At 60.5% G+C, this 24,245-nt stretch carries 25 protein-coding genes; 15 read left to right on the top strand and 10 right to left on the bottom strand.

The window, feature by feature from the left end; genetic code table 11:
* Nucleotides 1-107: 107 nt before the first annotated feature.
* From L6637_RS25745 to L6637_RS25710, 8 genes are all read left to right on the top strand, one after another.
* Nucleotides 108-836: a ribonuclease activity regulator RraA gene (locus L6637_RS25745; protein ID WP_128930048.1), complete on the top strand. Its 729-nt coding sequence runs from the start codon at nt 108-110 to the stop codon at nt 834-836.
* Between the two features lie 4 nt (nt 837-840).
* Nucleotides 841-1,314, top strand: coding sequence for a nuclear transport factor 2 family protein (locus L6637_RS25740; RefSeq protein ID WP_128930047.1), 474 nt, complete (start codon nt 841-843; stop codon nt 1,312-1,314).
* A 17-nt stretch (nt 1,315-1,331) separates the two neighbouring features.
* Nucleotides 1,332-2,126, top strand: a complete 795-nt coding sequence (locus L6637_RS25735; protein ID WP_128930046.1) for a shikimate dehydrogenase family protein — start codon at nt 1,332-1,334, stop codon at nt 2,124-2,126.
* 354 nt (nt 2,127-2,480) lie between these two features.
* Nucleotides 2,481-3,278, top strand: coding sequence for a transporter substrate-binding domain-containing protein (locus L6637_RS25730; RefSeq protein WP_128930045.1), 798 nt, complete (start codon nt 2,481-2,483; stop codon nt 3,276-3,278).
* 34 nt (nt 3,279-3,312) lie between these two features.
* Nucleotides 3,313-3,996: an amino acid ABC transporter permease gene (locus L6637_RS25725; RefSeq protein WP_128930044.1), complete on the top strand. Its 684-nt coding sequence runs from the start codon at nt 3,313-3,315 to the stop codon at nt 3,994-3,996.
* 15 nt (nt 3,997-4,011) lie between these two features.
* Nucleotides 4,012-4,659 carry an amino acid ABC transporter permease gene (locus L6637_RS25720; RefSeq protein WP_128930043.1) on the top strand — a complete coding sequence of 216 codons (648 nt, stop codon included), beginning with the start codon at nt 4,012-4,014 and terminating at the stop codon, nt 4,657-4,659.
* Nucleotides 4,643-5,377 carry an amino acid ABC transporter ATP-binding protein gene (locus tag L6637_RS25715; RefSeq protein WP_128930042.1) on the top strand — a complete coding sequence of 245 codons (735 nt, stop codon included), beginning with the start codon at nt 4,643-4,645 and terminating at the stop codon, nt 5,375-5,377. Before L6637_RS25720 ends, L6637_RS25715 begins: the two co-directional genes overlap by 17 nt.
* 58 nt (nt 5,378-5,435) lie before the next feature.
* The gene (locus L6637_RS25710) at nt 5,436-6,332 is read left to right on the top strand and encodes an aldose epimerase family protein (protein ID WP_128930041.1); all 897 of its coding nucleotides are present in this window, start codon (nt 5,436-5,438) and stop codon (nt 6,330-6,332) included.
* A 146-nt stretch (nt 6,333-6,478) separates the two neighbouring features.
* Here L6637_RS25710 and L6637_RS25705 read toward each other — a convergent pair whose 3' ends face one another.
* The 7 genes from L6637_RS25705 to leuC all read right to left on the bottom strand — a co-directional run bounded on the left by L6637_RS25705 (nt 6,479) and on the right by leuC (nt 14,188).
* Entirely contained in the window at nt 6,479-7,510 is a 1,032-nt protein-coding gene (locus L6637_RS25705; RefSeq protein ID WP_128930040.1) for an aldo/keto reductase, read from the bottom strand.
* Between the two features lie 83 nt (nt 7,511-7,593).
* Complete coding sequence (locus L6637_RS25700; RefSeq protein ID WP_128930039.1) at nt 7,594-7,914, bottom strand: putative quinol monooxygenase; 321 nt, start codon at nt 7,912-7,914, stop codon at nt 7,594-7,596.
* A 282-nt stretch (nt 7,915-8,196) separates the two neighbouring features.
* Nucleotides 8,197-9,504, bottom strand: a complete 1,308-nt coding sequence (locus tag L6637_RS25695; protein WP_232995552.1) for a lipase family protein — start codon at nt 9,502-9,504, stop codon at nt 8,197-8,199.
* A gap of 21 nt (nt 9,505-9,525) precedes the next feature.
* Nucleotides 9,526-10,740, bottom strand: coding sequence for a mannonate dehydratase (locus L6637_RS25690; protein ID WP_164933591.1), 1,215 nt, complete (start codon nt 10,738-10,740; stop codon nt 9,526-9,528).
* 24 nt (nt 10,741-10,764) lie between these two features.
* Nucleotides 10,765-12,084, bottom strand: a complete 1,320-nt coding sequence (locus L6637_RS25685; protein ID WP_237864939.1) for a 2-hydroxycarboxylate transporter family protein — start codon at nt 12,082-12,084, stop codon at nt 10,765-10,767.
* Nucleotides 12,085-12,158: 74 nt separating this feature from the next.
* A complete protein-coding gene (leuD, locus tag L6637_RS25680; RefSeq protein WP_128930036.1) occupies nt 12,159-12,767 on the bottom strand; it encodes a 3-isopropylmalate dehydratase small subunit in 609 nt (202 codons plus the stop codon).
* Nucleotides 12,764-14,188 carry a 3-isopropylmalate dehydratase large subunit gene (gene leuC, locus L6637_RS25675; protein WP_128930035.1) on the bottom strand — a complete coding sequence of 475 codons (1,425 nt, stop codon included), beginning with the start codon at nt 14,186-14,188 and terminating at the stop codon, nt 12,764-12,766. Before leuC ends, leuD begins: the two co-directional genes overlap by 4 nt.
* 59 nt (nt 14,189-14,247) lie before the next feature.
* On the opposite strand from leuC, the gene L6637_RS25670 reads away from it, so the two are divergent.
* Nucleotides 14,248-15,222 (top strand): LysR family transcriptional regulator, encoded by a 975-nt coding sequence (locus L6637_RS25670; protein ID WP_237864940.1) that lies wholly within the window; start codon nt 14,248-14,250, stop codon nt 15,220-15,222.
* 43 nt (nt 15,223-15,265) lie between these two features.
* On the opposite strand, the gene L6637_RS25665 is transcribed toward L6637_RS25670, so the two are convergent.
* Nucleotides 15,266-16,153: a LysR family transcriptional regulator gene (locus L6637_RS25665; RefSeq protein ID WP_128930033.1), complete on the bottom strand. Its 888-nt coding sequence runs from the start codon at nt 16,151-16,153 to the stop codon at nt 15,266-15,268.
* A 108-nt stretch (nt 16,154-16,261) separates the two neighbouring features.
* Here L6637_RS25665 and L6637_RS25660 point away from each other — a divergent pair, with 108 nt between their 5' ends.
* A complete protein-coding gene (locus L6637_RS25660) occupies nt 16,262-16,690 on the top strand; it encodes a DoxX family protein (RefSeq protein WP_128930032.1) in 429 nt (142 codons plus the stop codon).
* 269 nt (nt 16,691-16,959) lie between these two features.
* Here the strand turns inward: L6637_RS25660 and L6637_RS25655 are convergent, their stop codons facing one another.
* Nucleotides 16,960-17,898 (bottom strand): SDR family oxidoreductase, encoded by a 939-nt coding sequence (locus tag L6637_RS25655; protein ID WP_128955140.1) that lies wholly within the window; start codon nt 17,896-17,898, stop codon nt 16,960-16,962.
* Nucleotides 17,899-17,960: 62 nt separating this feature from the next.
* Nucleotides 17,961-19,574 carry an acyl-CoA synthetase gene (locus tag L6637_RS25650; RefSeq protein WP_128930030.1) on the bottom strand — a complete coding sequence of 538 codons (1,614 nt, stop codon included), beginning with the start codon at nt 19,572-19,574 and terminating at the stop codon, nt 17,961-17,963.
* Nucleotides 19,575-19,728: 154 nt separating this feature from the next.
* On the opposite strand from L6637_RS25650, the gene L6637_RS25645 reads away from it, so the two are divergent.
* The 5 genes from L6637_RS25645 (at nt 19,729) to L6637_RS25625 (ending at nt 24,204) form a co-directional block, all read left to right on the top strand.
* Nucleotides 19,729-20,892 carry an ABC transporter substrate-binding protein gene (locus L6637_RS25645; protein ID WP_128930029.1) on the top strand — a complete coding sequence of 388 codons (1,164 nt, stop codon included), beginning with the start codon at nt 19,729-19,731 and terminating at the stop codon, nt 20,890-20,892.
* Between the two features lie 3 nt (nt 20,893-20,895).
* The gene (locus tag L6637_RS25640; RefSeq protein WP_128930028.1) at nt 20,896-21,759 is read left to right on the top strand and encodes a branched-chain amino acid ABC transporter permease; all 864 of its coding nucleotides are present in this window, start codon (nt 20,896-20,898) and stop codon (nt 21,757-21,759) included.
* Nucleotides 21,756-22,673 carry a branched-chain amino acid ABC transporter permease gene (locus L6637_RS25635; protein WP_128930027.1) on the top strand — a complete coding sequence of 306 codons (918 nt, stop codon included), beginning with the start codon at nt 21,756-21,758 and terminating at the stop codon, nt 22,671-22,673. The genes L6637_RS25640 and L6637_RS25635 overlap by 4 nt, the downstream gene beginning before the upstream one ends.
* Nucleotides 22,674-22,736: 63 nt before the next feature.
* Nucleotides 22,737-23,489 carry an ABC transporter ATP-binding protein gene (locus tag L6637_RS25630; RefSeq protein ID WP_128930026.1) on the top strand — a complete coding sequence of 251 codons (753 nt, stop codon included), beginning with the start codon at nt 22,737-22,739 and terminating at the stop codon, nt 23,487-23,489.
* A complete protein-coding gene (locus L6637_RS25625) occupies nt 23,482-24,204 on the top strand; it encodes an ABC transporter ATP-binding protein (protein WP_232995550.1) in 723 nt (240 codons plus the stop codon). The genes L6637_RS25630 and L6637_RS25625 overlap by 8 nt, the downstream gene beginning before the upstream one ends.
* Nucleotides 24,205-24,245 lie beyond the last annotated feature (41 nt).

Genomic DNA, 24,245 nt, shown 5'->3' with positions numbered 1-24,245 from the left:
AGCTTGATAGGCCTTCCGCCGAGCACTGCTGCCGCTATGGTGATGCCTGAAGGCAAGCATTGCACTGCTTGCGCTGGTTTAGATTCCGTTCTTGGAGGTAGATACGCATGGCTCCGATTGCTTCCCAAACCCTCGAAAAGCTGAAGGCCTGCTCGACAGCGACGCTGACCACGCAGCTCTTCAAGCGCAACTATCGTCAGCAATTCCTGGTTGGGATCACGCCGCTCAATCCGAGCGCTGGTGCGTTTGCCGGGGAGGCTTTCACCTTGCGCTTCATTCCCTCGCGGGAAGACAAGGACTGGGATCTTTCTGATCTCCGCAAGCGGGGTGAGGACAATATGCAGTGGGAGGCCGTGGAGGCGATTGGTGCAGGCCAAGTCCTGATGATCGACAGCCGCAACGACCCGCGTGCCGCATCGGCCGGCAACATGTTGATGACGCGCATGATGCGCAAGGGCGTTGCGGCAGCCATTACCGACGGCGCATTCCGCGACGGGACAGAAATCTCAAAAATGGCGTTTCCCGCTTACTGCAGGGCCAACACGGCCTCGACGCGCCCTGCCTATCATCGCGCGGTTGACATGCAATTGCCAATCGGCTGCGCCGATGTTGCCGTTTACCCCGGCGACATCATCGTCGGGGACAGCGATGGCGTCGTCGTCATCCCACGTGCCATCGCCGAGGAGGTGGCGGAGGAGTCTCATGAGCAGGAGCTGCGCGAGAGATTTCTATTCACCAAGATCGATGCTGGCGCGCCTCTTTGGGGCACCTACCCGCCGAACGAGGCAACGCTGAAGGAATACGCGGAATGGCGAGCCCGGCGAGCGGCGGAGTAAAGCGATGGGTGCGCTCACGAAAGCCGCGCAGGCGGAGGCCTTGATCCGCCGATACTTTCAAGCCTGCAACGATGCCGATCACCAGGCGCTGCTGGACTGCTTCACGAGCAATGCTGTCCACTATTTCCCACCCGGCCTGCCTGGTGCGCCCTGGCGCGGCGCTCAGGCAATAGCCGACGGCTGGGTCTGGTGTGTCAAAACGATGGGATCGCGCTGGACCATTGAGAAGGTTCTGGCCAGCTCGGACGGCCACGAAGCGGTGATCGAATGGACCCATTGGAAGACGGCCCTTGGTGAGGTGCTGCGCGGCGATGAATGGTACGTCTTCAACGACGACGTCACACGGATTGCCGAGATCCGGGCCTACTATGCCTCTCCCGTCAACAAGGCCGAGACAGTCAACAAGCTGCATGACTTCGACTATGAGGCCAGGGGCTATGCCATGGCGCCGCCCTCGCCTCCGCCCAAATTGTCCTGAAGCGCCCGGGCCTGTTCATGACCTCACTGACCGGAAAGACACGCGTTCATGCGCTAATAGGCTCGCCTATTTCGCAGGTGCTGGCACCGGGCTGGCTGACCAAGCGAATGGAGGATGCCGGATATGACGGTGTGCTGGTGCCGCTGCAGGTCGAGAGAGGCAATCTTGACACGGCTCTGGCGGCCCTCAAAGCAATGCTCAACATCGACAGTATTCTTATCACGCTGCCACACAAATTCGGGGCGATCGCGCATTGCGACCGCCTGTCTGATCGCGCCAAGGTCCTCGGGGCGATCAACGCCATGCGACGAGAACAGGACGGCCGCTGGCTCGGCGACAATTTCGACGGTGCCGGTCTGACTGCCGGATTGAAGAAGGCGGGCCATGCCATCGCCGGCAAAAACGTGTTCATGGTCGGCGCGGGCGGTGCAGGCTCCTCGATCGGCGTCTCCATGCTCGAAGAAGGCGCCCGCCGGTTGACCTTCCACGACCTCGACGCGTCAAACCAGAACAGCCTGTTTGACAGGCTTAGTAAGGCATATCCAGGCAAGGTCTCCATCGATACTGCCGTTCCTCGCGATTGCGATATTGTCGTCAATGCGACGTCGGCAGGCTTGCGGGACGGCGACCCGCTACCAGTCGATCCCGCTCAACTTGCGCCGCACATGATCGTTGCCGACGTTATCACCGATCCGGTCCCGACAAGGCTCCTGTCGGAGGCAGCCAAGATTGGCTGCGCCACGCGAGACGGCACGCACATGCTGGATGGACAGATCGCGCTTCTGTTCTCCTTCATGACCTCTGGTCATTGAGCATCAGACCGCTCACTAACGGCGACAGTCTCACGAAGTGAGACGATCTCTCGCGGACAATGAAAGACGGGCTTCACGTTGAAAGCCGCGCTCGCTAACGTTTCGCGCAATCATAACAACAATACTTGGCACTCTGGAGGAGACACTTGCGAACGCCATCGAGGCGGTCGGGCCAAAGGAATCGATCGCCGCCTGCTCCCTGAGTGGTCGCTCTGCCTGGCACCGCCGCGACGAGAATAACGCCGGGGCGGAAGCGGATGCGCTCCGAATACCGAGTCCGAATCGACCTCTTCTAGCCGAAAATCTGGGCGTAGCTCTAATTCGAACAGTCAATTGCCATCGGGAGGATTGAAAATGAAGACTCTTGCTAGAGTTTTGACAGCTGCTGTTGTCTCGCTGGCCCTCTTGGGGCAAACAGCGACAGCCGGGACGCTTGAGAAGATCAAGTCCGCGGGTATCATTCGCATCGCCGTCGATCTCAGTGTCCCTCCCTGGGCATTCAAGGACGAAGACCTCAATCCCACTGGCTCGGAAGTCGAAACAGCTAAGCTCTTGGCTGCCGATCTCGGCGTGAAGATGGAGATCGTGGGGACGAACAGCGCCAATCGCATTCCTTTCCTGATGTCGCATCGCGCAGACGCAGTCCTTTCGGCCTTGTCGATCACTGATGAGCGCAAGAAGCTGATCGCGTTCTCGCTGCCATATTCTGGAGCGACGTCCTATGTGGCAGCACCGAAGAGCATGCAGATCAAGACGTTCGCTGATTTGTCGGGAAAGCGCATTGCCGTCACGCGCGGCACGACGAACGATGCGGATGTGACTGCGGCGGCCCCGCGAGATGCGGAAATCGTGCGCTTTGAGGATGAAGCAACGACCATGACGGCGGTCGTGTCCAACCAGCTTGACTTGGTCGCGCAGGTGCCGACCCTTGTCGACCTGATCAATAAGAAGAACCCGGCCAAAGAGCTTGAGCTGAAGCTGCCGCTTCGGACCGCGCCTATGGGTGTTGGCATGCGTAAGGAGGATACGGATCTGAAGGAATGGGTCGACAGCTGGGTGAAGAAGAACATCGCCAACGGAAAACTCCAAGCGATCTTCAAGAAGTTTCAGGGCGCCGACCTGCCCCAGGAAGTCATCGCCGCGTCTCAATGACATGGCCTACGGCCCTTGAAACGAGCAAAGTCCTATGACTTACAATTTCGACTTCGCAGCCGTGCTGGCTTATTGGCCGCTCCTGTTGGAGGGTATCTGGACGACGCTACGGCTCACTTTATTCTGCACGGTGTTCGGCATCCTTTTAGGTGGTGCCTGCGCCGTGGTCCGGACCGGCGGGCCAACCTGGGCCCGTTGGATCGTCTCCTTGTATGTGGAGTTCATCCGCAATACGCCGCTGCTCGTGCAGTGCTACTTCCTAATCTTTGGCATTGCGAGCATGGGAATTCGGTTGCCCATCCTGGTTGGTGCGACCATCGCGCTGACGGTCAATATCGGAGCTTATACGACTGAGATCGTGCGTGCGGGCATTGAATCGATCCATCGCGGCCAGCTTGAGGCGGCGACCTGCCTTGGACTGTCGCGCACCCAAACCTATCTGCATGTGATTATTCGGCCAGCGCTGGAGCGCGTCTATCCGGCGCTGTCGAGCCAGTATGTTCTGTTGATGCTGGCCTCGAGCATCGTGTCCTCGGTTGGCGTTGAGGAGCTATTCGGGATCTCTAACCGTATCCAGAGCGAGACTTATCGCAATTTCGAAATCTTCGTCGTGCTCGGCGGCATCTATCTAGGTCTCGCCATACTGGTACGTGGGGGTTTTGCTCTCCTCGGGCTTGCGATGTTTCCTCGCCGCCGCAAGCTCGGAACCCCGCTGTGAGCATGGAGATAGCAGATGAATAGCGCCTACATTCTCTCGTTGCTCCAGGGGCTATGGGCGACGGTCGTATTGAGCCTGTTAACTTTCCTGTTTGGCGGCATCGCCGGCTTCATCGTCGCTCTGGCACGCATCTCGCGGAATTGGGCGATTTCGCGCGGGGCGGCGGCCTATATCGAGATCATGCAGGGACTTCCGTTGCTCGTCCTCATGGGTCTGTGCTTTTACGGGCCGAGCATTTTGGGCTACGACTCCTTATCTCCGCTGACGGCAGCGACCTTCGCGCTCACACTTTACAGCAGCGCCTATCTGGGCGAGATCTGGCGCGGCTGCATTCAGGCGGTGGCGAAGCCGCAATGGGAAGCCGCAGAGTGCCTCGGCCTGACGCGCTGGCAGCGCATGAGGGCTGTCATCCTGCCGCAAGCTCTGCGCATTGCCATTCCACCGACAGTCGGCTTCTTGGTCCAGATCGTCAAGAACACATCGATCGCCTCACTTGTGGTCGGATACGCCGAGCTCTCCTACAACGCAAAGATCATCAACAACGCAACATTTGAGCCGTTTCTCTACTTCGGCATCGCTGCCCTGATGTACTTTGCGATCTGCTATCCGCTGTCGGTTCAAAGCAGAGCCCTCGAAAGGAAACTCAATGTCGCCAATCGTTGAATTAAAGGACGTGCGCAAGAGCTTTGGCGAGCTGGAAGTCCTTAAAGGTGTCACCTTTGAGGTGAACAGGGGCGAAGTCGCCGCTATCATCGGCCAGAGCGGATCGGGCAAGAGCACGGCGCTACGTTGCATGGATCGCCTGGAGACCATCCAAGGCGGCTCGATGCTGATCTGCGGCCACGAGCTCCATGATGACGACATCGACTTGAAGTCTTTGAGACGCGATGTCGGAATCGTTTTTCAAAGCTATAACCTCTTCCCGCACCTGACCGTGGCCGAAAATATCATGTTGGCCCCGCGCATGGTAAAAGGCATGAAGCAGCGGCAGGCCCGCGAAATTGCGGATACTGTGATCGCCAAAGTGGGGCTGCGGGAGAAGATGGACTGCTATCCGGAACAGCTTTCCGGCGGGCAACAGCAGCGCGTAGCCATTGCCCGCAGCCTTGCCATGGAGCCTAAGTTGATGCTGTTCGATGAAGTGACTTCAGCGCTCGACCCGCAGCTTACGGGAGAAGTGTTGCGTGTCATGGAGCAGCTCGCGGCCGACGGCATGACCATGATCCTGGTGACCCATGAAATGGCCTTTGCCCGCAAGGTGGCGGACCGCGTCATTTATATGCGCGATGGCAAGGTGCACGAAATGGGATCGTCGGACATCCTGCGGATGCCTGCGACGCCCGAGCTGGCGGCGTTCGTCGCCGAATCAGCTGAGCATTAAGCTGCGGCAGTGAACGGGCGCTCAAACGGTCCATCTCAAATGGTTTGAATGGCGTTCTATGATCACCAACCAGCTTTTGACGGCCGGTGCGGCTCGACTTGGCTTCTCGGCGTCCGCTGGCGGACGCGTGACCTCTCTCGAGCTGTGCAGCAGCAAGGGTAGCGGCTTGCCGCGACGGGTCTTGCGTCCGTTCCCGGCCGGGGTAGAGCCCGCTCAGTTACTGCGCTGGCCCAAGGGTGGTATCTATCCCCTCGTCCCCTATAGCAACCGCGTGAGGGATGGGGTTCTTCTCTTCCAGGGTAAGCGGTACGAGCTTGCGGCCCATCCCGACGCGCTGCCGCATACGTTGCACGGGCATGCGCACAGGATGCCTTGGGAGACGATCTCGCTGACGCCATCGCAGGTGACGATGCGATACTCGCACAAGGGAGGCGCCGACTGGCCTTGGGCGTTCAGCGCAACTCTTAAGGTCGAACTTGAACCCTCGCGTGCCATATTTTGTCTCAATCTTCGAAACGAGGCGCAGACGCCGATGCCGGGTGGAATCGGCCTGCATCCCTATTTCGAGCACCAAGTCGATGACAACATAGAGTTTGACGCACCGATCGACTGGGCCGTGACGACGGACTATCTCGCCGCGCTGCCGGATGCCCATTCTGCCGGGCCCACAGCAGATTCATTGCCGCCCGGTGAGGTGACGCTTTATCGCAGTGGATGGCGCGGGCTCTGCGTTATTCACCGCTCGAATGGTGATCGGATTGAAATGCGAGGGGATCCTGCATTTTCGCATTTTGTGCTGCATCGGCCCGCTGATGCCGCACATCTATGCGCAGAGCCCGTCAGCCACGTTGCGGACGGGTTCAACCTGTTCGCTCGCGGTTGTGCTGACACTGGAACTGTGATTCTGGAACCCGGAGACGAGCTGAAGGGCTCTGTTGTGATTTCCATGAGTTGATAGCCGCGGATGGTCAAAGCTGCGGATGGCGTCGGACATTTGGTCTCCCTTTGCAAGCGCCGCGCCCCGGCAGGGATGGACCGTTCAGGCGAGCATTGTTCGAAAGTGCCAAACATTGCGAGACCCTAGCCTGCCAGTTGCATGCATTACCGAGAGATTCCGCTGAGCGGACGAAGTAATTCAGGGAACATAGACTGATGTGAATAGGGATAGGGTGCTGGCGAGGCGCTCACTTGGTTCAAGCGCTCCACCTCCTTGATGGAAAGTTGCCAGTCGAGGGCTGCGATGTTTTCAACGAGCTGTTCGGCCGTGCGGGCGCCAATGACGACACTTGAGACGGTTGGCCGGGCGAGTAGCCAATTGATCGCAACTTGAGACGCGCTTGTCCCGCGCTCCTGCGCGATATCGTTGAGCGCATCCACGATGTCAAAGAGCTTGGCGTCGCGCTCGGTCAGGCCTCCGAATTTCGCCGCTCGGCTGTCGGCCTGCGGCGGCCGGTCACGGCTGATCTTGCCGCTAAGCTTGCCGCCGGATAGCGGGCTCCATATGATGGCGCCTATGCCCTGATCGAAACCCGCGGGCATCAATTCGTGTTCATAGTCCCTGCACAGCAAGGAATAGTGGACCTGATGCGAGATGGGGCGCGGCAAGCCAAGCCAGTCAGCGGTGGTGGCCATCTTGGCCAGCTGCCATCCGGAGAAGTTAGACGCCCCAATATAGCGGACCTTCCCGGCCTTGATCAGTTCCTCGAAGGCGCGCAGTGTTTCCTCGATCGGTGTATTTTCGTCATAGCCGTGGAGTTGCAGCAGGTCGAGGTGATCGCAGCCAAGTCGCTTCAGCGAGGCCTCGCACGCCATTATGATGTGCTGCCGGCTCGCCCCCATTCCGTTCGGCCCGCTATGCGAGCGGTAGCCGAGCTTGGTGGCGATCAGGGCCTGCGATCGGCGTGAGCCCAGAGCCTTTCCGAGGATTTCTTCCGCCGCGCCCATCGAGTAGACGTCGGCGGTGTCAAAGAGATTCAGCCCCGCATCGAGGCATATGTCGACGAGCCGTCGGGCCTCCGATAGATCGGTCGTGCCCCACTTGCGAAAGAACTCGTTCCCACCGCCGAAAGTCGCTGTCCCAAAGGCCAGGGCTGGGATCCTCAGCCCTGAACGGCCGACACCCCTATGTTCCATCACATTGTCCTAGCCATAAGCACCCTGTGCTTGCCTCGTTGCAAAGCGGCTCATTTTGGATGCTCGATCTCGGGGGAGCGTCATCAGACTTCATCAATCACAGCGCCCATCTCGATCCGGGTCTGGCTCGACACAAGAGCACGGATCCGAGCCTTGCGGACGGGAGCGTGCCTGGAGTTACGGTGCGCCTCGACGGCCTCGTAGTCGTCGAAGAGTTCATTGGACATGAAAGTATCCGGCAGCACCACGCCATCAGGATTAACCGCCTGCAGGATTTCGAAGCGACGACAGCCAGGCTCCTCCGCCAGGGCGATTGCCGCAGCCTCTAGTAGTGTAGCCCTCAATTCCTCCTCACAACCCGCCTTCGCGACAAAGCGCGCGACGATGGCTAAAGTTCCTGACATGGCTTTCTACCTCAAGAGCGGAGAGACGGTCGCGGCATATGCCGACCGATAAGAAACAAGAAATAAGCCGCCGGTCGTCACGGGCGCGAGCGCTAGAAATCGAAAGGATCGCGCTCGACGAGACTAACCCAACGAAAGCCTCCCCTGGCGCACTTGGAAGGGGCTCAATTTAGCCGAAGGCGCAGGTCAAACCGGCAGCCCAGAGCTTCTCAGAAAGGACTGCCTGGCTTGGATCGCATCGGTTCGTGCAAACCGATGCGCTAAGATGCAAAGAACCGCTAGTCAGTCATTGAAGGGTATACCAGGCGCCGGTGTCGTCGGAAGCCCCGGCTCGGTAATGCGCGCGCAGTTGCTTGGCGTCTTTTTGCCTTCAAGTGTCTGTTTGAAGAACGCCAATGCGTCCGGGAAAGCGGCAATCAGGCCCCCGTTGTGAGTGGCACCAGGATAGGTGTTCCAAACGACCTCGTTTCCGGCCGAGCATAAGGCCGCCACGGCTGCATATTGGCGACGGGGCGGCAGTACTGAATCGGCCAGACCCGTGCCAAGCAGAACGGGCACCGGCAGCCGCACGGGCTTCATGTCGGTCGGAGACGCAAGGCTCGCTTCGATGTTCGCGATCGGTTGGACATAGGCGTTGTCGGCGGTGACAGTATCTTTCTGCGCGATCGCGCGCATCTCGCCGGTGCAGCCTTCTCGTGCTGCGCGTAAGACGAGCCTTCCCTTGTCAGTCACGAGGTTGTCTACGGGGGGTGCCTCATCGGGAAGCGAACCGCCGAGCATCATGAGGGTGAGGTAAATCGGCGAGCCAACCTTGAATGCCTCCGCAGGCCGGTAAGGGCCGTCGGGAAAGGTCGACACGACCCCTGTGGCGACTGTGGCGAGCAAGGGTACATCTGGCGCATAGTTCGGTGCGACCGTTGTTGCGCCCAAAGCTGCGCCTGAGCCTTGCGACTGACCACTGATGAAGACCTTGGGAGCGAGCTTGTCGCCATGGGCGGCGCGCGCTGCCCGGACGGCATCGAGCACGGAATGCCCTTCAGCTTCCCAGATCAGGTAAGGATGCGGGCCGGGACCGCCGAGACCCTGGTAATCGGTGGCAACGACCGCAAACCCATTCTCTAGCCATTTTTGGATGTAGGTTGCATCGCGCGGCTTGTGCCCGGCCCAGGACGGCGCGCACACGTCCGCAACGCCCAGCGTGCCATGAGCCCAGGCCACGAGGGGCCAGCCTCCGGCCGGCGGTTCTCCAACCGGCAGATACAGTGTCCCGCTCACCGGTACGATCCCGGCGTGCCAACGTACATCCGTCGAACTGTAGAGAATGCGTTCGGCGAGAGCCGCTTTCGTGATCTCCGGCTGGGCCTTCATTGGCTCTTCACGCAGCATCACGCCCGGCCTTGTGGGCAGCGGATCGGTCCAACGATAAAAAGCCGATAGGTTTTGATCGCCCCATTGGGGGCCAGTCGGCAGCGCGGTGTTCTGCGCGAAGGCCTCGGATAATGCCAAGGCCGAAAGGATCGAGATTGCGAGCACCGACTTCATTGTGAACCTGTTGGGATTGAGCTTTAGCAGCCTGTTCATTTTCTTCATCCGATCTGGTTCCATAACGGGCTATCGTGCGATGGACTTGAGCGCCTCTTCATGGGCAGCGCGCAGGAGGCCGAGAATGTAGCCGTTTGCGAACGCAAAGCCTATCACGTAAGAGGGATCATCCTGATGACGCGGACTATGATCGGCCAGCAGTGAGCCGCCGCTGTCGCGAAGCAGGCGAATGATGTTGAACAAGTCCACATCGCCCTCGTCATGATAGACCTCGACGAAGTCGTTCTGGCTGGCGCGGACATTGCGGAAGTGGATCTGATGAATCTTCTTTCTCTTGATCAAACCGTATAACAGCGCAAGCTGATCAACCCCTTCAGGCATCGATTCCCGTGAGACCCCGGTATCGTATTGAAAGCCATTATGAGGTGAATCGTACAGCTTCTCGTATTTGAGCAGCGCGTTCGCATAATCGCCGGCATCGAAGCTGTCGACACCGAGATAGCCGAGAGGCAGGCCGCCCGGATCGTAGGGGTGGCAAGCCATTTTGACCCCGCTCTCCGCGGCCACGGGGATGACGCGGGACGCCCAAACATGCAGGCGCTCCCAATAGTCGTCCGCTGAGACACGGCCTGCAGGGGTCGGCGGGAGGTCGCGCCAATTGTCTTCTAGCTTGAACGCGTCGTATTCCGACCCACCACGGCCCTGAACTTTGCGATTGCGCCGGATCGGGGTCAAATTCCAATGATAGCTGATGATCTTGACCCCGGCGCGGCCGGCGGTTTGGACGTTTTCGCAAATCAGATCCAGATAACGGTCGCGTTCCGGCCCCGGCGCCATCGCGATGTACGCCGAATCCATCCGGATGCTCTCCCAGATGAGATCGTTTTTCTGCAGCGTGTCGGCGATGCGCATCATGCCTTCGAGGCTCCAGCGCGTGGTGGGCTGAAGCCGCGCGCCTCCCATGCCCGTGCCGAGCGCCTGAGCGCGAGCAAGCGCACCCTCGTCGGGCGTATCGCTTCCAAAGACGTCCGGAGCGGCGTTTCTCGTCTCCAGCGAGACATCGAGATAGCGAATGCCCCACCGCTGGTGCCACTGCATGTTCTGCCGCGAGGTCACCGGTCCTCTGTCGAAGTTGCGTTGGCCACCCAGCCTGATCTTGTCGTTGACGCGCACGGCAAGCGAAGGGACGCCGCCGCTTGGCTCCTGCTCCGCGACCGCTGCACCTGACATGCCAGCGCTGGCGGACATGGCCAATAGGGCCTTTGTAAAGTCGCGCCGATCCATTTGTTGCATCTCCAACACGCCAGATCAGGATAGCGACTTCAGCAGCAGGGTCGCGATCACAATCATGATCGCCCCGCCGACACGAGTGGCGATCTGGGCGAATGCCATGAGGCCCATGCGATCGGCGGCGCCAAGGATGGCAACATCCCCGGTGCCGCCCAGTCCCGAATGGCAGGCGGTGACGATCGCAGCCTCGACCGGATACATGTTTAGCCACTTGCCGACATAAAAGCCGGAGGCAATCATGGCCAGCACGGTCGCGGTGCAGATCATGATGTATCCCGGGTTGAAGGAGGCGACGAGTTGTTCCCATTTGACCAGCAATGCGCCCATGGCGACGAGGATCGCAAAGGTCAGGTTGGTCGACATGAACTTGTTGATCTGGTAGGCGCCGAGCTCCATCTCGTTCGGTAGGATCTTGGTCAGCTTCAACGCGACCGCCGCGATGATCATCATGATCGGTCCAGGTATCCCTGTAAATGGCGCTAGGGTCATGCCAAGCACGAATAGACCGCAGGACAGCACCATACCTGCTCCCAGCAATCCGAGATCAATAGGCCGATCGGGCCGCACGTCGCCTAGGATGTCATTGTCGCCGGTCTTGACCAGCATGCCCTGCCCGCTCAGATCGCGCCGTCTCTCGCCAAGGCGCGCAAGAAGCCCGGCGCAAACGATTGCGACCACGTTGCCGAGCAATGCCGCAGGCACCATGTGTGCGACAAGATCGGCTTGCGGCCGCTGCAAGATCTCGGAATAAGCAATGGAGAGCGGCAATACGCCCTCGGCAAGGCCGCCGCCGACGATCGGAATGATGATGAAGAAGAACGTGTCCTTGGGAGTATACCCGAATGCCAGCCCGACCAGAATGCCGGCCGAGACGGCGGCAATGGTCCCGATCAGAAGCGGAACGAACATGCGGATGAAGCCTTGAACCAAGACGCGGTAGGGCATTCCGAGGATTGAGCCTGCGACGAGACAGGCGATGAAGAAGTATTGAAAATTGGCGGTCCGGAACGTCGTGGTGATTGCTTTAAGGGCGGCATCCGGCATCAAGCCATAGCTTACCAGTGCTGCCGGAACGAACAGGCATAGGATCGCGGTCCCACCGATCTGCTTGAGAACCGGTATCGTCTGGCCAAGCTTGCCCAGCAGAAAGCCGAGCAGCATGAGGACCAGGAGACCGCCGATCACATCGTTCGGGAGCTTTCCAGAGTAAACCGCGGCAGCACAGACGATGGCCGCTCCGACGTATATGCTGATTGGCAACGGGCCGATCTTGACGCCGTTGAGCTTCGTCGAAGGGATTGCCTCCGGCGCGGCCGGACGAAAAGTCGTGTCAACCAAAGTTCCCTCCAATTTTGTTATTTTCGTCATCCGGGCTGCGGCCAGTCTGCTGGCCGCGAGGACTGGCTTGCCAGTCAGAAGATCCAGGGATTCTCCGCAGCATGGCGTGCTTCGAAAGCGCGGATGTCGTCAGCAAGGACCAGGGTTGATGCGACGAAATCCCGGCCCGTCAGGAACGCCTCTTTCCTCGTCGGCTCGATGTCGAATTTGATCGGGCGGCGGCCACGGTCGAAGCGGATCGTCTGCGCTGCAAGATCAACGAAGACGTCGTTGCGCTCACGATGTGCCACAGCGTTAGCGATCTCAGCTACGAGATCGGGTTCGAGCGAGATCGTCAACAGGCCGTTGTTGCCGCAATTGTCATTGAATATCCCGGCGAAGCTGGTGCCGATCAATGCCCGGATGCCGAGCTGTTGAAGCCCCCACACCGCGTGCTCGCGGCTCGAACCGCAGCCGAAATTTGGGCCGACCACGAGGAAGCAAGCGTTGCGATAACCGTCCTGATTGAGAATAAACTCGGGATTGGGTTTACCGGCGGAGAAGCGCAGCAGATTGAAGGCGCCCTCGCCCAGCCCGCTCCGGTCCACGCCCTTAAGAAACATTTTGGGCATGATCACGTCGGTGTCGATGTTTGGCGACATCATGGGTGCAGCGACGCCTGAAACTTGATCGAATGGCATCATTGGCCTGCAACTCCCAGCAGTGAACGAACGTCAGCGATGTGGCCGGTGACCGCGGCCGCGGCCACCATTGCCGGACTCATGAGATGCGTGCGGGCGCCTGGTCCCTGGCGGCCTTCGAAATTTCGGTTGGTCGAGGACGCACACCGCTCTCCGGGCTTGAGCACATCGTCATTCATGGCAAGGCACATCGAGCAGCCGGATTGCCGCCATTCGACGCCGGCATCCGTGAACACTTTTGCAAGGCCTTCAGCCTCGGCTTGCGCTCTGACGTGGGTCGATCCCGGCACTACGATTGCCCGTACACCGGCCGCAACACGGCGGCCACGAAAGACCTCGGCCGCGTCGCGCAAATCCTCGATGCGCGAATTCGTGCAGGAGCCGATGAACGCAAAATCGATCGGGACGGATTGAATGGGATCACCGGCTCGAAGCCCCATATAGCTCAGGGCGCGAAGGGCCGCGGCCTTGCGTTCAGGCGCCACCTGTTGCGCAGGATCGGGGATAATATCGGTCACTGCAATTGCCTGGTCGGGGCTGGTTCCCCAGGTGACGAGAGGGGCGACATCCGCGACATCGAGCGCAACCTCGCGGTCGAACCGGGCATCGGGGTCCGAGGCGAGCGTCAGCCATTTCTTGGCCGCTCGCTCCCACATCTCGCCCTTTGGCGCGCGCGGCCGGCCCTTTAAATAGTCCAGCACCTTCTGGTCCGGGGCGACCACGACACCACGCGCGCCCGCTTCGACGATCATGATGGACATGACGATGCGGCCTTCGACGCTCATGTTTGAGACGACGGGGCCAGTGAACTCAACGGCATAGCCAGTAGCCCCGTCGGCGCCGATCCGCCGGATGATCTCCATGACGATATCTTTCGGCGTGACCCCGAACGGGACGTCTCCGGTGAGGTGGATGCGCATCGTTTTGAGGCGTCGGTAGCGCACCGTCGAGGTTGCAAGATAGTGCTCGATATCGGAGGTCCCGATGCCATAGCCGAGCGCGCCGAAGGCGCCATAGGCGGTGCTGTGGCTGTCGCCGGCGGCGATGACCATACCTGGCATGACGAGGCCCTGCTCGGGGGCGACGACGTGCTCGATGCCTTGGCGCGGATCGAGAATATCGAAATATTCGATGCCGAAATCCCGGGCGTTTTCAGCGAAGTAGTCAACTTGGCGCGCGGCGCCGCTATCCGGCATGGCGCGGGTGCGTTGTGCGGCTGTAGGGTTGACGTGATCGACCACCATCAGCGCCGCTTTGGGATTCCAAACTTTCCGCCCCGCGGCGCGCAGGCCGGCAAACGCCTGGGGGCTGGTATACTCGTTGAGGACGGTTCGGTCGACGTACAGCAGGACGAGCCCGGCATCATCCAGATTGCGGACCACATGGGAGTCCACCAGCTTGTCATACAACGTGCGCGCGGCCATCCCGCCTTCCTCCAAAGCTTCTTTCCGGCCACCGTGACGCGCGCGCGACTAGAAATCCAATGCCGGATGCTGATATCGTTATGCAAGGCCTGCATAAACGAGAGCTCTCCATGGAGATCAACTGGTTATACGATTTCATCGCGGTTGCGACAGCGCGCAGTTTTTCACGGGCCGCAGAGGAGCGAAACTGTTCCCAGCCGGCGCTCAGCCGGAGGATACAGGCGCTCGAGGTCTGGGCTGGCGCATCGCTGCTCGATCGCACCACGCACAGCGTCAATCTGACGCCCGCTGGTGAAGCCTTTCGTCACACTGCTGACGATATCGTGCGCAGATTGAGTGCCGGCCGGCTCGAGGCGCAGGAGCGGGCGCGCGGTGCCTCGGACGTACTGAAGTTCGCCTCGACCAATGCGCTGTCGCTGACGTTCTTTCCGGATTGGCTGCGTCGCATCGAGACCGAGCTACCATTCGTGCCCAACGTACAGCTCGTTGCCAATCATATGGAAGGCTGCGAACGGATCCTCTTGGCGAGCGATGCCCATTTTTTGCTTTGCCATTATCATCCGGCCGCCACGACGGCGTTGACGCCGTCGCATTTTCGCTCGCTGCATGTTGGTGACGATCGGCTGATCCCCGCATCGGTGCCGGTTTCGCGCCGCAACCGCAAGCCTCGCTTCAAGCTTCCGGGAACGGAGGGCGCGCCTGTACAGTTCTTGAGCTTCCGTTCAGAATCAGGGATGGGACGGATCCTGGAAGCGGTGCGTGCCACCTCCCCCTTGCAAGCTCATCTTCACACAACATTCACGTCGCATCTGGCGAAGCTTTTGGTCACGATGGTTCAGGCAGGCCGGGGCATGGCGTGGCTGCCGGAAAGCCTGATCAGTGATCAGCTTGCCTCTGGCGAGATTGTCGCGGCAGGCGGGCAGCAGTGGTACGTGCCGATCGAGATCCACGTATTCCGGCCTAAACTGCGGCTCGCCCAGGCGGCGGAGGCATTCTGGCAGCACATCGAGAAAGCAGCCACACATTCACGATGACGTAAGTAAAGTTGATGCCGCAGCAGTCACGCTTTTGGCCCGGCTATCTCAGTCGCTTATCAGCAGCGATGAAGTCGATAAATGTCCGGACCTTGGCTGAGAGGTATTTGCGCGTCGGATAAACCGCGAACAATTGGCTTTCGAAGATGCTCTGCTCCGGCAGCACTTGTTCCAGGCGCCCGGCGGCGAGATCCTCGCTGATCAGCCATTTGGGCAGCACCGCGAGCCCCATGCCTTCCAGGGCGGCCAGGTGCAGCAGAGTCTCGTTGCCGCTGAGCAAAACGGGGTTGAATTTGATAGTCTGCGTCCCACTTTCGCCCTGGATGGTGATACTCTCGCCTGGAGAGTGCAGCGCATAGTGCAAGAGGCTGTGTCCGGACAATTCAGCCAGATTCTTCGGGCGCTTTGCGCGATCGAGATAAGCGGGCGTGGCAACCATATAAAATGGGACCCTTGTGATCGGCCGCGCGATCAATGCCTCGTCAGGCGTGCCCGTCGCACGCAAGGCCAGGTCAAAACCTTCCTCGACCAGATTGACCAATCGTCCACTGAGATCGATGTTCAGCCGCACCTGTGGATAGCGAGCCTGATAGTCTGCCAAGACTTTCGAAAACTTCGGATTGGCCATCCAGACCGGTGCGGTTAGCCGCAATGTGCCGCGAGGAACTACGGTCACGTTGCTGACGGCCGCCTCTACCTCATCCAGGGACTCGAGCATTTGACGCGTCTGCTCGAAATATAATGCGCCGCTTTCGCTCAGGCTGACGCGTCGGCTCGTGCGGTTGAGCAGCCGTGAGCCCAGACGCTTCTCAAGCTGCATCACATGCTTACTCGCCATGGCGGGCGAGATGCCCAGCCGCTCTGCCGCGGCTGCAAAGCTCTTGAGCTCGGCAACCAGGCAAAAGACCTTCATGCTGACCAGCGTATCCATTCAGATCATCAACATATAGGAAATGAATCCATCCCAAAACAGATAATGATCCAAAATCGTGAAGCGACCAAACATGGTGACAGCCCTGTGATCGTCGGAGTGCCTGCCATGTCCACCGCCACCGCCCAAGCCGCCCCGCGGGAACGTCCCCTATGCGTGAGCCTTTGGATCGCTCAAGCCCTCCTCTTTTGCGTGTTCGCTTCGTCCGGGCTCGCGAAGCTGTTCATGCCGATTCCGCAGTTAGCGGCAATGATGCCATGGACAGGTCAGCACTCTGAAGCATTTGTCCGGGTCATCGGACTGATCGACCTCGCCGGAGGAATTGGCGTTCTCGTGCCTGCGTTAACCCGGATTATGCCGCGGCTGACAGTGCTTGCCGCGCTTGGCTGCTCCGTGTTGCAGGTCTTCGCTATCGTTTTTCATGTCTCTCGCGGCGAGGCCGAGCTCACGCCTCTCAACTTCATCTTGCTGGCCCTTAGCGTCTTTGTTGTCTGGGGGCGCGGGCGCAAGATACCGGTCGCGCCGCGCCGATCCTGATGCCGAGCTCCTAACCAGCCATGGCGGTGCTTCCCGAAGGCTCTCAGGGGATCGATTGGCGTCGAATTATCCCGGCGGCACGCTCCCACGATGCAGCTTCGCTCATCGCAGCATGTCTTCGCCCCTCCAAATGGATGGTAGCAGCAATCAGCCTCAGGCAAACCGGGTGTCCAGTTGCGCGCCACTTAAAGCGTTTCATGAGTACGATATAGCGGAGGTCCCGCTGGGCAATGATCCCTAGATCTCCATCGCGCGAGGGCGCTTTAGGCCTATATTCCGAACAGCAAGGCTTGCCGATGTTCGGCCAGCCATTCGCTCAAGGAGACGGGCATCCGTCCTAGGGTGCGCTCAACGAAGTCATTGCGCGCCCAAACCACCTCGTTCTGTTCTTCGTACTGGAAGAAATCCCAGAGATAGTGCAGCCGGATCTCTCCGAGCTCCCGGTACGCCTCGAAGAAGCCCGCTCTGCTGCCGTCGTGAACAATTCTTTCCTGAAAAACCTTGGTCATGAGATCGGCGACGTCGCTGAACCTCAGTATGTCCTGTCCGTTGTTCAGAGTGTGAAATTGACCAATGTGCCGATGATTGCTCGACAGGAAAAGACGTCCGGCCACTTCCGCAATGTCGCGTGGATCGATATAGGGAATCAAGCGTTCGGGCCAGATCAGCTTTCGCTCCTTCCTCAAGCCGTCCTTCATCCAGTAGAAGTTGTCCATGAAGGTTGCGCCGATGTTCAGGTAGGTGACAGGCAGACCGCTTTCGTCGAGGATTTCTTTTGCGATGGGGTGTTGGATGGGTAAACCAAGACCATGCTCGCGGAGAGACTGAGGAATTCGCCTTCGATTCGCTTCGGGTTGTAGGCCGACAAGACGTATAACGTGAACGGCGGACCTTGCCTTCTTGAGCAGGACAACGAGATTTGTCATCGCGTCGGCCTCGTTCGTGCCGCTTCTGGTCAGTACGAAGATTCCTTCCATTCCGTCGACCGCCTTCTCAAGCGATGCGAGATCAAAATAGCTGGCAATGACGACCTCCGCATGCGGGTGCTCGCGGCGAAGGACGTCACAATTGGCGGGATTGCTTGTTACGAGGCGCAGCTTGATCTGCGGCGCCTCCTCGCGCAAGAAGTGCGCAAGTGGGCCGCCGATATGAGCCGCTGCACCGAAAATGAGAATCGTGCTCGGAATCTTCTTCTGACCGTGTCGCATTAACAGACCTCAATAAACCCTGGCGAAGGCCCCAACCTGCCGCGAGCGGCTGGGTGGCCGCCTCAAGCCCCGAAGTTTTTCTGGATCGCCTTGTCGAGCGTCTCGCCGCCGATGAAACGCTGGCGCAATTCCCGCTTGAGCAGCTTGCCGGACGGATTCTTCGGCAGGCTGTCGACAAAGATCACGCGCTTGGGCACCTTGAAATGCGCCATCGATCCCGCACAATGCGTGATGACGGCATCCTCGTCGAGCTTCTCGCCGCTCTTAACCACGACAATCGCGGTTACGGCCTCGATCCAGTGCGGATCGGGCAGGCCCACGACGGCGACCTCGGAGATCGCCGGGATCTTGTAGATCATCTCCTCGACCTCGCGGCTGGCGACATTCTCGCCGCCGGACTTGATCATGTCCTTCACGCGGTCGACAACGGTGATGTAGCCCTCGGCATCGACGGTGGCGAGGTCGCCGGAGTGGAACCAGCCGCCAGCGAAAGCCGCCGCGGTCTTCACGGGATCGTTGTAATAGCCCGACAACAGATGCGGCGAGCGGTGTACGATTTCGCCGATCTCGCCGACGCCAACGTCCTCCATTGCCGTGTTGACGACGCGGGTCTCGACGTTGATGGCGGGTTTGCCGGCGGAGCCCGCCTTGCGGAGCTGGTCCTCGGGCGTCAGCACGGTCGCAAGCGGCGCGATCTCGGTCTGACCGTAAAAGTTCCAGAACTTGACGTTGGGCAGGCGGCGCTGGAGCTCGAGCAGCACCTCCACCGGCATGATCGAAGCGCCGTAATAGCCCTTTTGCAGCGACGACAGATCGCTCTTGTCGAAATTTGGCGAGCGCAGCATCGCGATCCAGATCGTCGGCGGCGCGAAGAAGCAGGTGATCCCGTGCGCCTGGATCAGCGCCAGAATGTTGTCTGCGGTCGGCTTGCCCGTGATCACGCCGGAGGCGCCGAGATAGACTTGCGGGCCGAGGAAGACGTCGAGCTGAGCGCAATGATAGAGCGGCAGCGCGTGCAGCACTTTATCGTCGGCGCTCATGCCGCCGTCGATGATGCAGCTCACATACTGCCACATCACGGCTTCATGGCTCAGCATCGCACCCTTGGGCAGGGATTCCGTGCCCGAGGTGTAAACAATCTGTGCGAGATCGCGGCTGTCGACGGAGGCCTCAAACAACGAGCTGTCGGCATCGAGAAGATCGTCGAAGCTGGTGAGGCCCGCCGGCTGCGCAGCGGGATCCTCGCCCGGCAACCAGATGAGCTTCTCCACCGCGCAGCCCTTACTGCTCGCGGCGCGTGCGGCCTCGACGAAATCGGGGCCGGTCGCGAGCAGCCTGGCGCCGGAGCTTTTCAGGATGAAATTGATCTCGTCGGGATTGAGCATGAAGTTGATCGGCACCAGCACCGCGCCGATCCGCGCTACCGCGAAGCGCAGCGCCGCAAAGGCATGCGAGTTGCGCGACAGCACGGCGAGACGGTCGCCCTTCCCGACGCCGAGGCCGGGTAGGCCACGCGCCAGTCGATTGCAGATCGCGTCCAGTTCGGCAAACGTCCAGCGCACCGCGCCGCAGCTCAAGGCTAGCTTGCTCGGCTCGCGGGCAGCCGAGCGGCGCAAGAGATCGCCAATCGAATGCTCGCGGGCTTTCGCGATCGTAACTCCGATATCTGCGTTCATCTCCCCTCCCTTGTGCTCGCTTCTGTCAGACCGTGTCCTGCTAGGGCAGCCCCACCGGCCTCGCGCTATCTTGCATATATTTTCCATATGGTCTAATTTGTATCAAGGGTCCGGGAGAGACCCCGCATGATCAGTCTAAGGGAGGATAAGCGGCATGATCGCCAGGATCGCAATCGTGGCCGCGGCCATGTTGGCCGTCAGCATTCAGGCAAAGGCCGACGACCGTCCGCTGAAGATCGGCTGGCTGATGAGCTATACCGGGCCGGGCGCCGCGGCCGGCGCCGCGTCCGATGCCGCGATCCAGGTGTTTTTCCGCAAGTTCGGCACTACGGTCGCCGGTCGCAGGATCGAGATCATCAAGCGCGACACGACGGGACCCGCACCTGACGTGGCCCGCCGCCTGGCCCAGGAGCTGATCGTCAGCGAGAATGTCGATTTCCTCGCAGGAATGGACTACACGCCCAACACAATGGCTGTTGCGCCGCTATCGACCAGCGCCAAGGTGCCCCTCCTCATCGTCAACTCGGCAACTTCGGGCATCCTCGCCAAGCATCCCTTCGCCGTTCGGTTCGGCTTCACGACCACCGAAATGGCGCAGCAGCTCGCGCTCTACGCCGCCAAGCAAAAGCTGAAATCCGTATATACGTTCGTGCATGAATACGAGCCGGGCCTCGATGCGGAGGCGATGTTCGTCCGTGAATACAAAGCGGCCGGCGGCGTGATTGCCGGATCTGTGCGGGCGCCGCTCAAGGCCACGGACTTCTCCGCCTATATCCAGCGCATCAAGGACGCGAACCCGGATGGCATCTTCGTGTTCATGGCTGCCGGCGAATTGACGCCGATCTTTCTCCGCCAGTTCAAGGAGGCAGGGCTGGATCCGGCCAAGATCATCGGCATCGGGGACATCACGGACGAATCGTCACTACCTGCCGCGGGCGAGGCCGCTCTCGGAGTTGTTACGGCCTTCCATTACACCCCGACGCATGATTCGGAGGTCAACCGAGAGTTCGCAGCCGCGTTCAACGCGGTCGCGCAGGGCCGGCCGCTCGGTTTCATACCGGTCGTCAGCTACGACGTCCTGCGTGCCATCTATACGGTCGTTGATGCGCAGAAGGGCGATCTCAATCCCGAGCGCACGATCGAGCTTCTGAAGCAAACAAGATTCGAAAGCCCGCGCGGCCCGATTGCGATCGACCCGTCGACCCGTGAGATCGTGCAGAACATCTACTTCCGAAGGGTCGAGAATCGGGACGGACAGATGGTCAATTTGGAGTTTGCGACCATTCCCGACGTCAAGGATCCTGGATCGGCGCGCTAGATCATGGTCGGCTTCGTCAACGTTCTGATCGGCGGCATCGCTTATGGGTTCGTGCTGTTTCTGATGGCTGGTGGCCTCTCCATCACGCTCGGGCTGATGGGCTTCGCCAATATGGCGCATGCGGCGCTGGCCATGGTTGGAGGCTACACGGCGGCATTGCTGATCGGCAAGGCCGGGTGGCCGTTCCTTGCGGCGGTGGCAGCGGCTGCCGCCATCGCGGCCGCCGTGGGTGCGATCCTCGAGCGCAGCCTTTTCCGGAGACTGTACGAGGCCTCGGAGCTGGAACAGGTCCTGCTGACGATCGGCGTCGTCTACGTGTCGATTGCCGCAGCCACCTATCTGGTCGGTCCAGAGCAGATGGCGATCGCGGTGCCTTCATGGCTGGACGGAAACGTCCGCATCGGCGCTGTCGAGGTCAGCCGCTACCGGCTTTTTCTGATCGGCTTCGGCACGGCACTTCTTCTGTCGCTGCTTGTTCTGATCGATCATACGAATTTTGGCGCCAGGATAAGGGCGGCCGTTTTCAACCGGCGGATGACGGCATCCTGCGGCATCGACGTCGCAAGACTGTACGCCCTCGCCTTCGCTCTCGGCTCCGCGCTTGCTGGACTAGGCGGCGCGCTCAGCGTGAAGCTCCTTGGCCTCGACCCGAACTTCCCCATCAAATTTCTGACGGAGTTGCTGATCGTGGTCAGCGTCGGCGGGCTCGGCTCCTTGCGCGGAACGTTTGCCGCCTGCCTCATGTTCGGGGTCCTTGACGTGGCCGGGAAATATCTGCTTCCGGAGATCGGCGCGTTTATCATCTATGCAACGGCGCTTTCCGTCCTGACGGTGCGCCCGCAAGGCCTAGCCGGCCGTCCGCAATGAGCGACATCACTCTCGACCTCGCGCGAACTGCGGTGCGCTTTCGCGCCAGATGGACCTTGGTCGAGCTGGTCTTTTGGATCGCTGCAGCGGCCTGCTATGTCCTCTTTCCCGGCAAGCTCGTCCTTCTCACACAGATCCTAATCGGCGGCCTGTTTGCGATGTCGCTCGATCTGTTGCTCGGCTATGGCGGGATTCCGTCCTTCGGACATGCCGCCTTTTTCGGACTCGGCGCCTACACGGCGGGATTGCTCGCTGCGCATGGCTGGGGCGAGCCGATCTCCGGCGTTCTTGCTGCCGGGCTCGTGACCGGCGCTCTCGGCTTCGCCTTCAGCACGCTGATTGCAAAAGTCCGCGGCGCCGCAGTGCTCATGGTGACGCTTTGCATCGGGCTTCTGCTCTATGAAGGCGCAAGCCGCCTGCCTTGGCTCACCGGCGGCGACAGCGGTCTCCAGGGAATCGAGATGTGGCCGCTGCTCGGGCTGTTCGAGTTCGATCTCTTCGGCCGAACCGCGTTCTGGTATGCCTATTGCAGCGCATTGACGCTTTATCTTGTCGCCCGGCGTTATGTCCACTCGCCGGAGGGTCTCGCGCTGCAGGCCATTCGCGAGAACCAGACCCGCGTTCCGATGCTCGGCGTCTCCATCACACGGCGCAAGATGATCGCTTTCACGATATCGGCGGCGAGGCGCGCTGCTGGCGCAGACCACACAGATCGTCGCACTGGAAACGTTGAGCTTCGAACGATCGGTGTCGGCCCTCGTCATGCTGATCGTCGGCGGAATTGGCACGCTTATCGGCGGCTTCATTGGGGCTGCCGCGTTCATCTGGATGCGCGACCTGCTGTCGACGGTCAATCCTGTATATTGGATGTTCTGGCTCGGCCTGGTGCTGATCGCGATCGTGTTGACGGCTAGAGGCGGCCTACTCGGCGTCGTGAGCCTGGTTCGGAGCAAGATCGTGCGCTGGAGGCGAGCGAGATGACGGTTGCCGCGCTCCAGACACGCGACCTTTGCAAGCAATTTGGCGCCTTGAAGGTCACCAATGCCGTCAGCCTCGTGCTAAAGGCAGGCGGTCGACATGCCCTGATCGGGCCGAACGGCGCCGGCAAGAGCACGCTGATCAACCTGCTCACCGGCGTGCTGGCCCCGAGCAGCGGCAGCATTCTGCTGGAGGGCGAGCCAATCGATCGATTGAGCACCGATCAGCGTGTCGCACGCGGATTGGGGCGGACTTTCCAGATTAACGCCCTGTTCCCGCATCTGACGCCGCTGGAATCGATCATGCTCGCGGTCGCCCGGCGCCGCGGACGGCTTGGCAGGCCTCTTCAGGCCTTACATCGGCAGCCCGACACCACGGACGAGGCGTATGAGTTGGCGCGTTCGGTCGGGCTTGACCGCGACTGCCTGCGGCGGACTGCCGAACTATCTTACGGTCGCCAGCGCCTTGTGGAGATTGCTCTCGCCCTCGCCGGCCGTCCCCGCGTGCTGCTGTTGGACGAGCCGGCGGCGGGAGTTCCCGCCGGCGAGAGCTTTGAGCTGATGCAGGCTATCGAATCCCTCCCCGATCAGATCGCCGTTCTCTTCATCGAGCACGACATGGATCTGGTCTTTCGTTTTGCCGACACGATCACCGTTCTCGTCGCCGGTTCGGTATTTCGCCAAGGCAAGCCCGGCGAGATCGCGACCGACCCGGAGGTGCGGCGGATTTATCTCGGAGATGACCGTGACTGAGCCGCTGCTCGAGGTCGACCAGCTCAACGTGGGCTATGGTGAAGGAATCGTCATCAGCGGACTGTCCTTCGCGATTGAGGCCGGCGGCTCTCTTGCGGTTCTGGGCCGAAACGGGGCCGGAAAATCAACCCTGATGCTCGCCCTTGCGGGTCATCTCACGCCCCGCTCGGGGCGAATTCGTTTTCGCGGCAACGAGATCGCCGACCTAGCGCCACACCGGCGATGCCGACTGGGCATCGGGTGGGTGCCGCAAGGCCGCGAGATATTCGCCCCCCTCACTGTCGAGGAGAACCTGCAGATTGCCGCGACGAACGGACCTTGGACAATCGAGCGCATCTTCGAGATGTTTCCAAGTCTGAAGGCACGTCGCACCAATTTCGGAGATCAGCTGTCGGGCGGCGAACAGCAGATGCTGGCGATCGGTCGAGCCCTGGTGACGAACCCGCGCTTGCTGCTGCTCGACGAGCCGCTCGAAGGCCTCGCCCCCGTCGTCGCGCAGGACGTCGCGCGCTGCATCACCGCGATCACCGAGACCGAGAGCATGGCGGTCATTCTGATCGAGCAGCACGCAGGCTTCGCGCTCAGGCTGGCGCGGCAGGCGATCATCCTGGAGCGCGGCATTGCCGTTCGCAACGGAGAAAGCAGCGCTATTGCGGCGGATCGCGGTGCCCTCGAACAATATGTCGGCATCCGCAAACCCGGTCGCGCCGCGTAGCCGAAGGCTTGCTCATTATACTGTCCATATGGTAGATTTAG

The sequence above is a fragment of the Bradyrhizobium zhengyangense genome (genome assembly GCF_022012435.1).
Classification (GTDB): Bacteria; Pseudomonadota; Alphaproteobacteria; order Rhizobiales; family Xanthobacteraceae; genus Bradyrhizobium; species Bradyrhizobium zhengyangense.
This window is presented reverse-complemented; position numbering and strand designations above follow the sequence as displayed.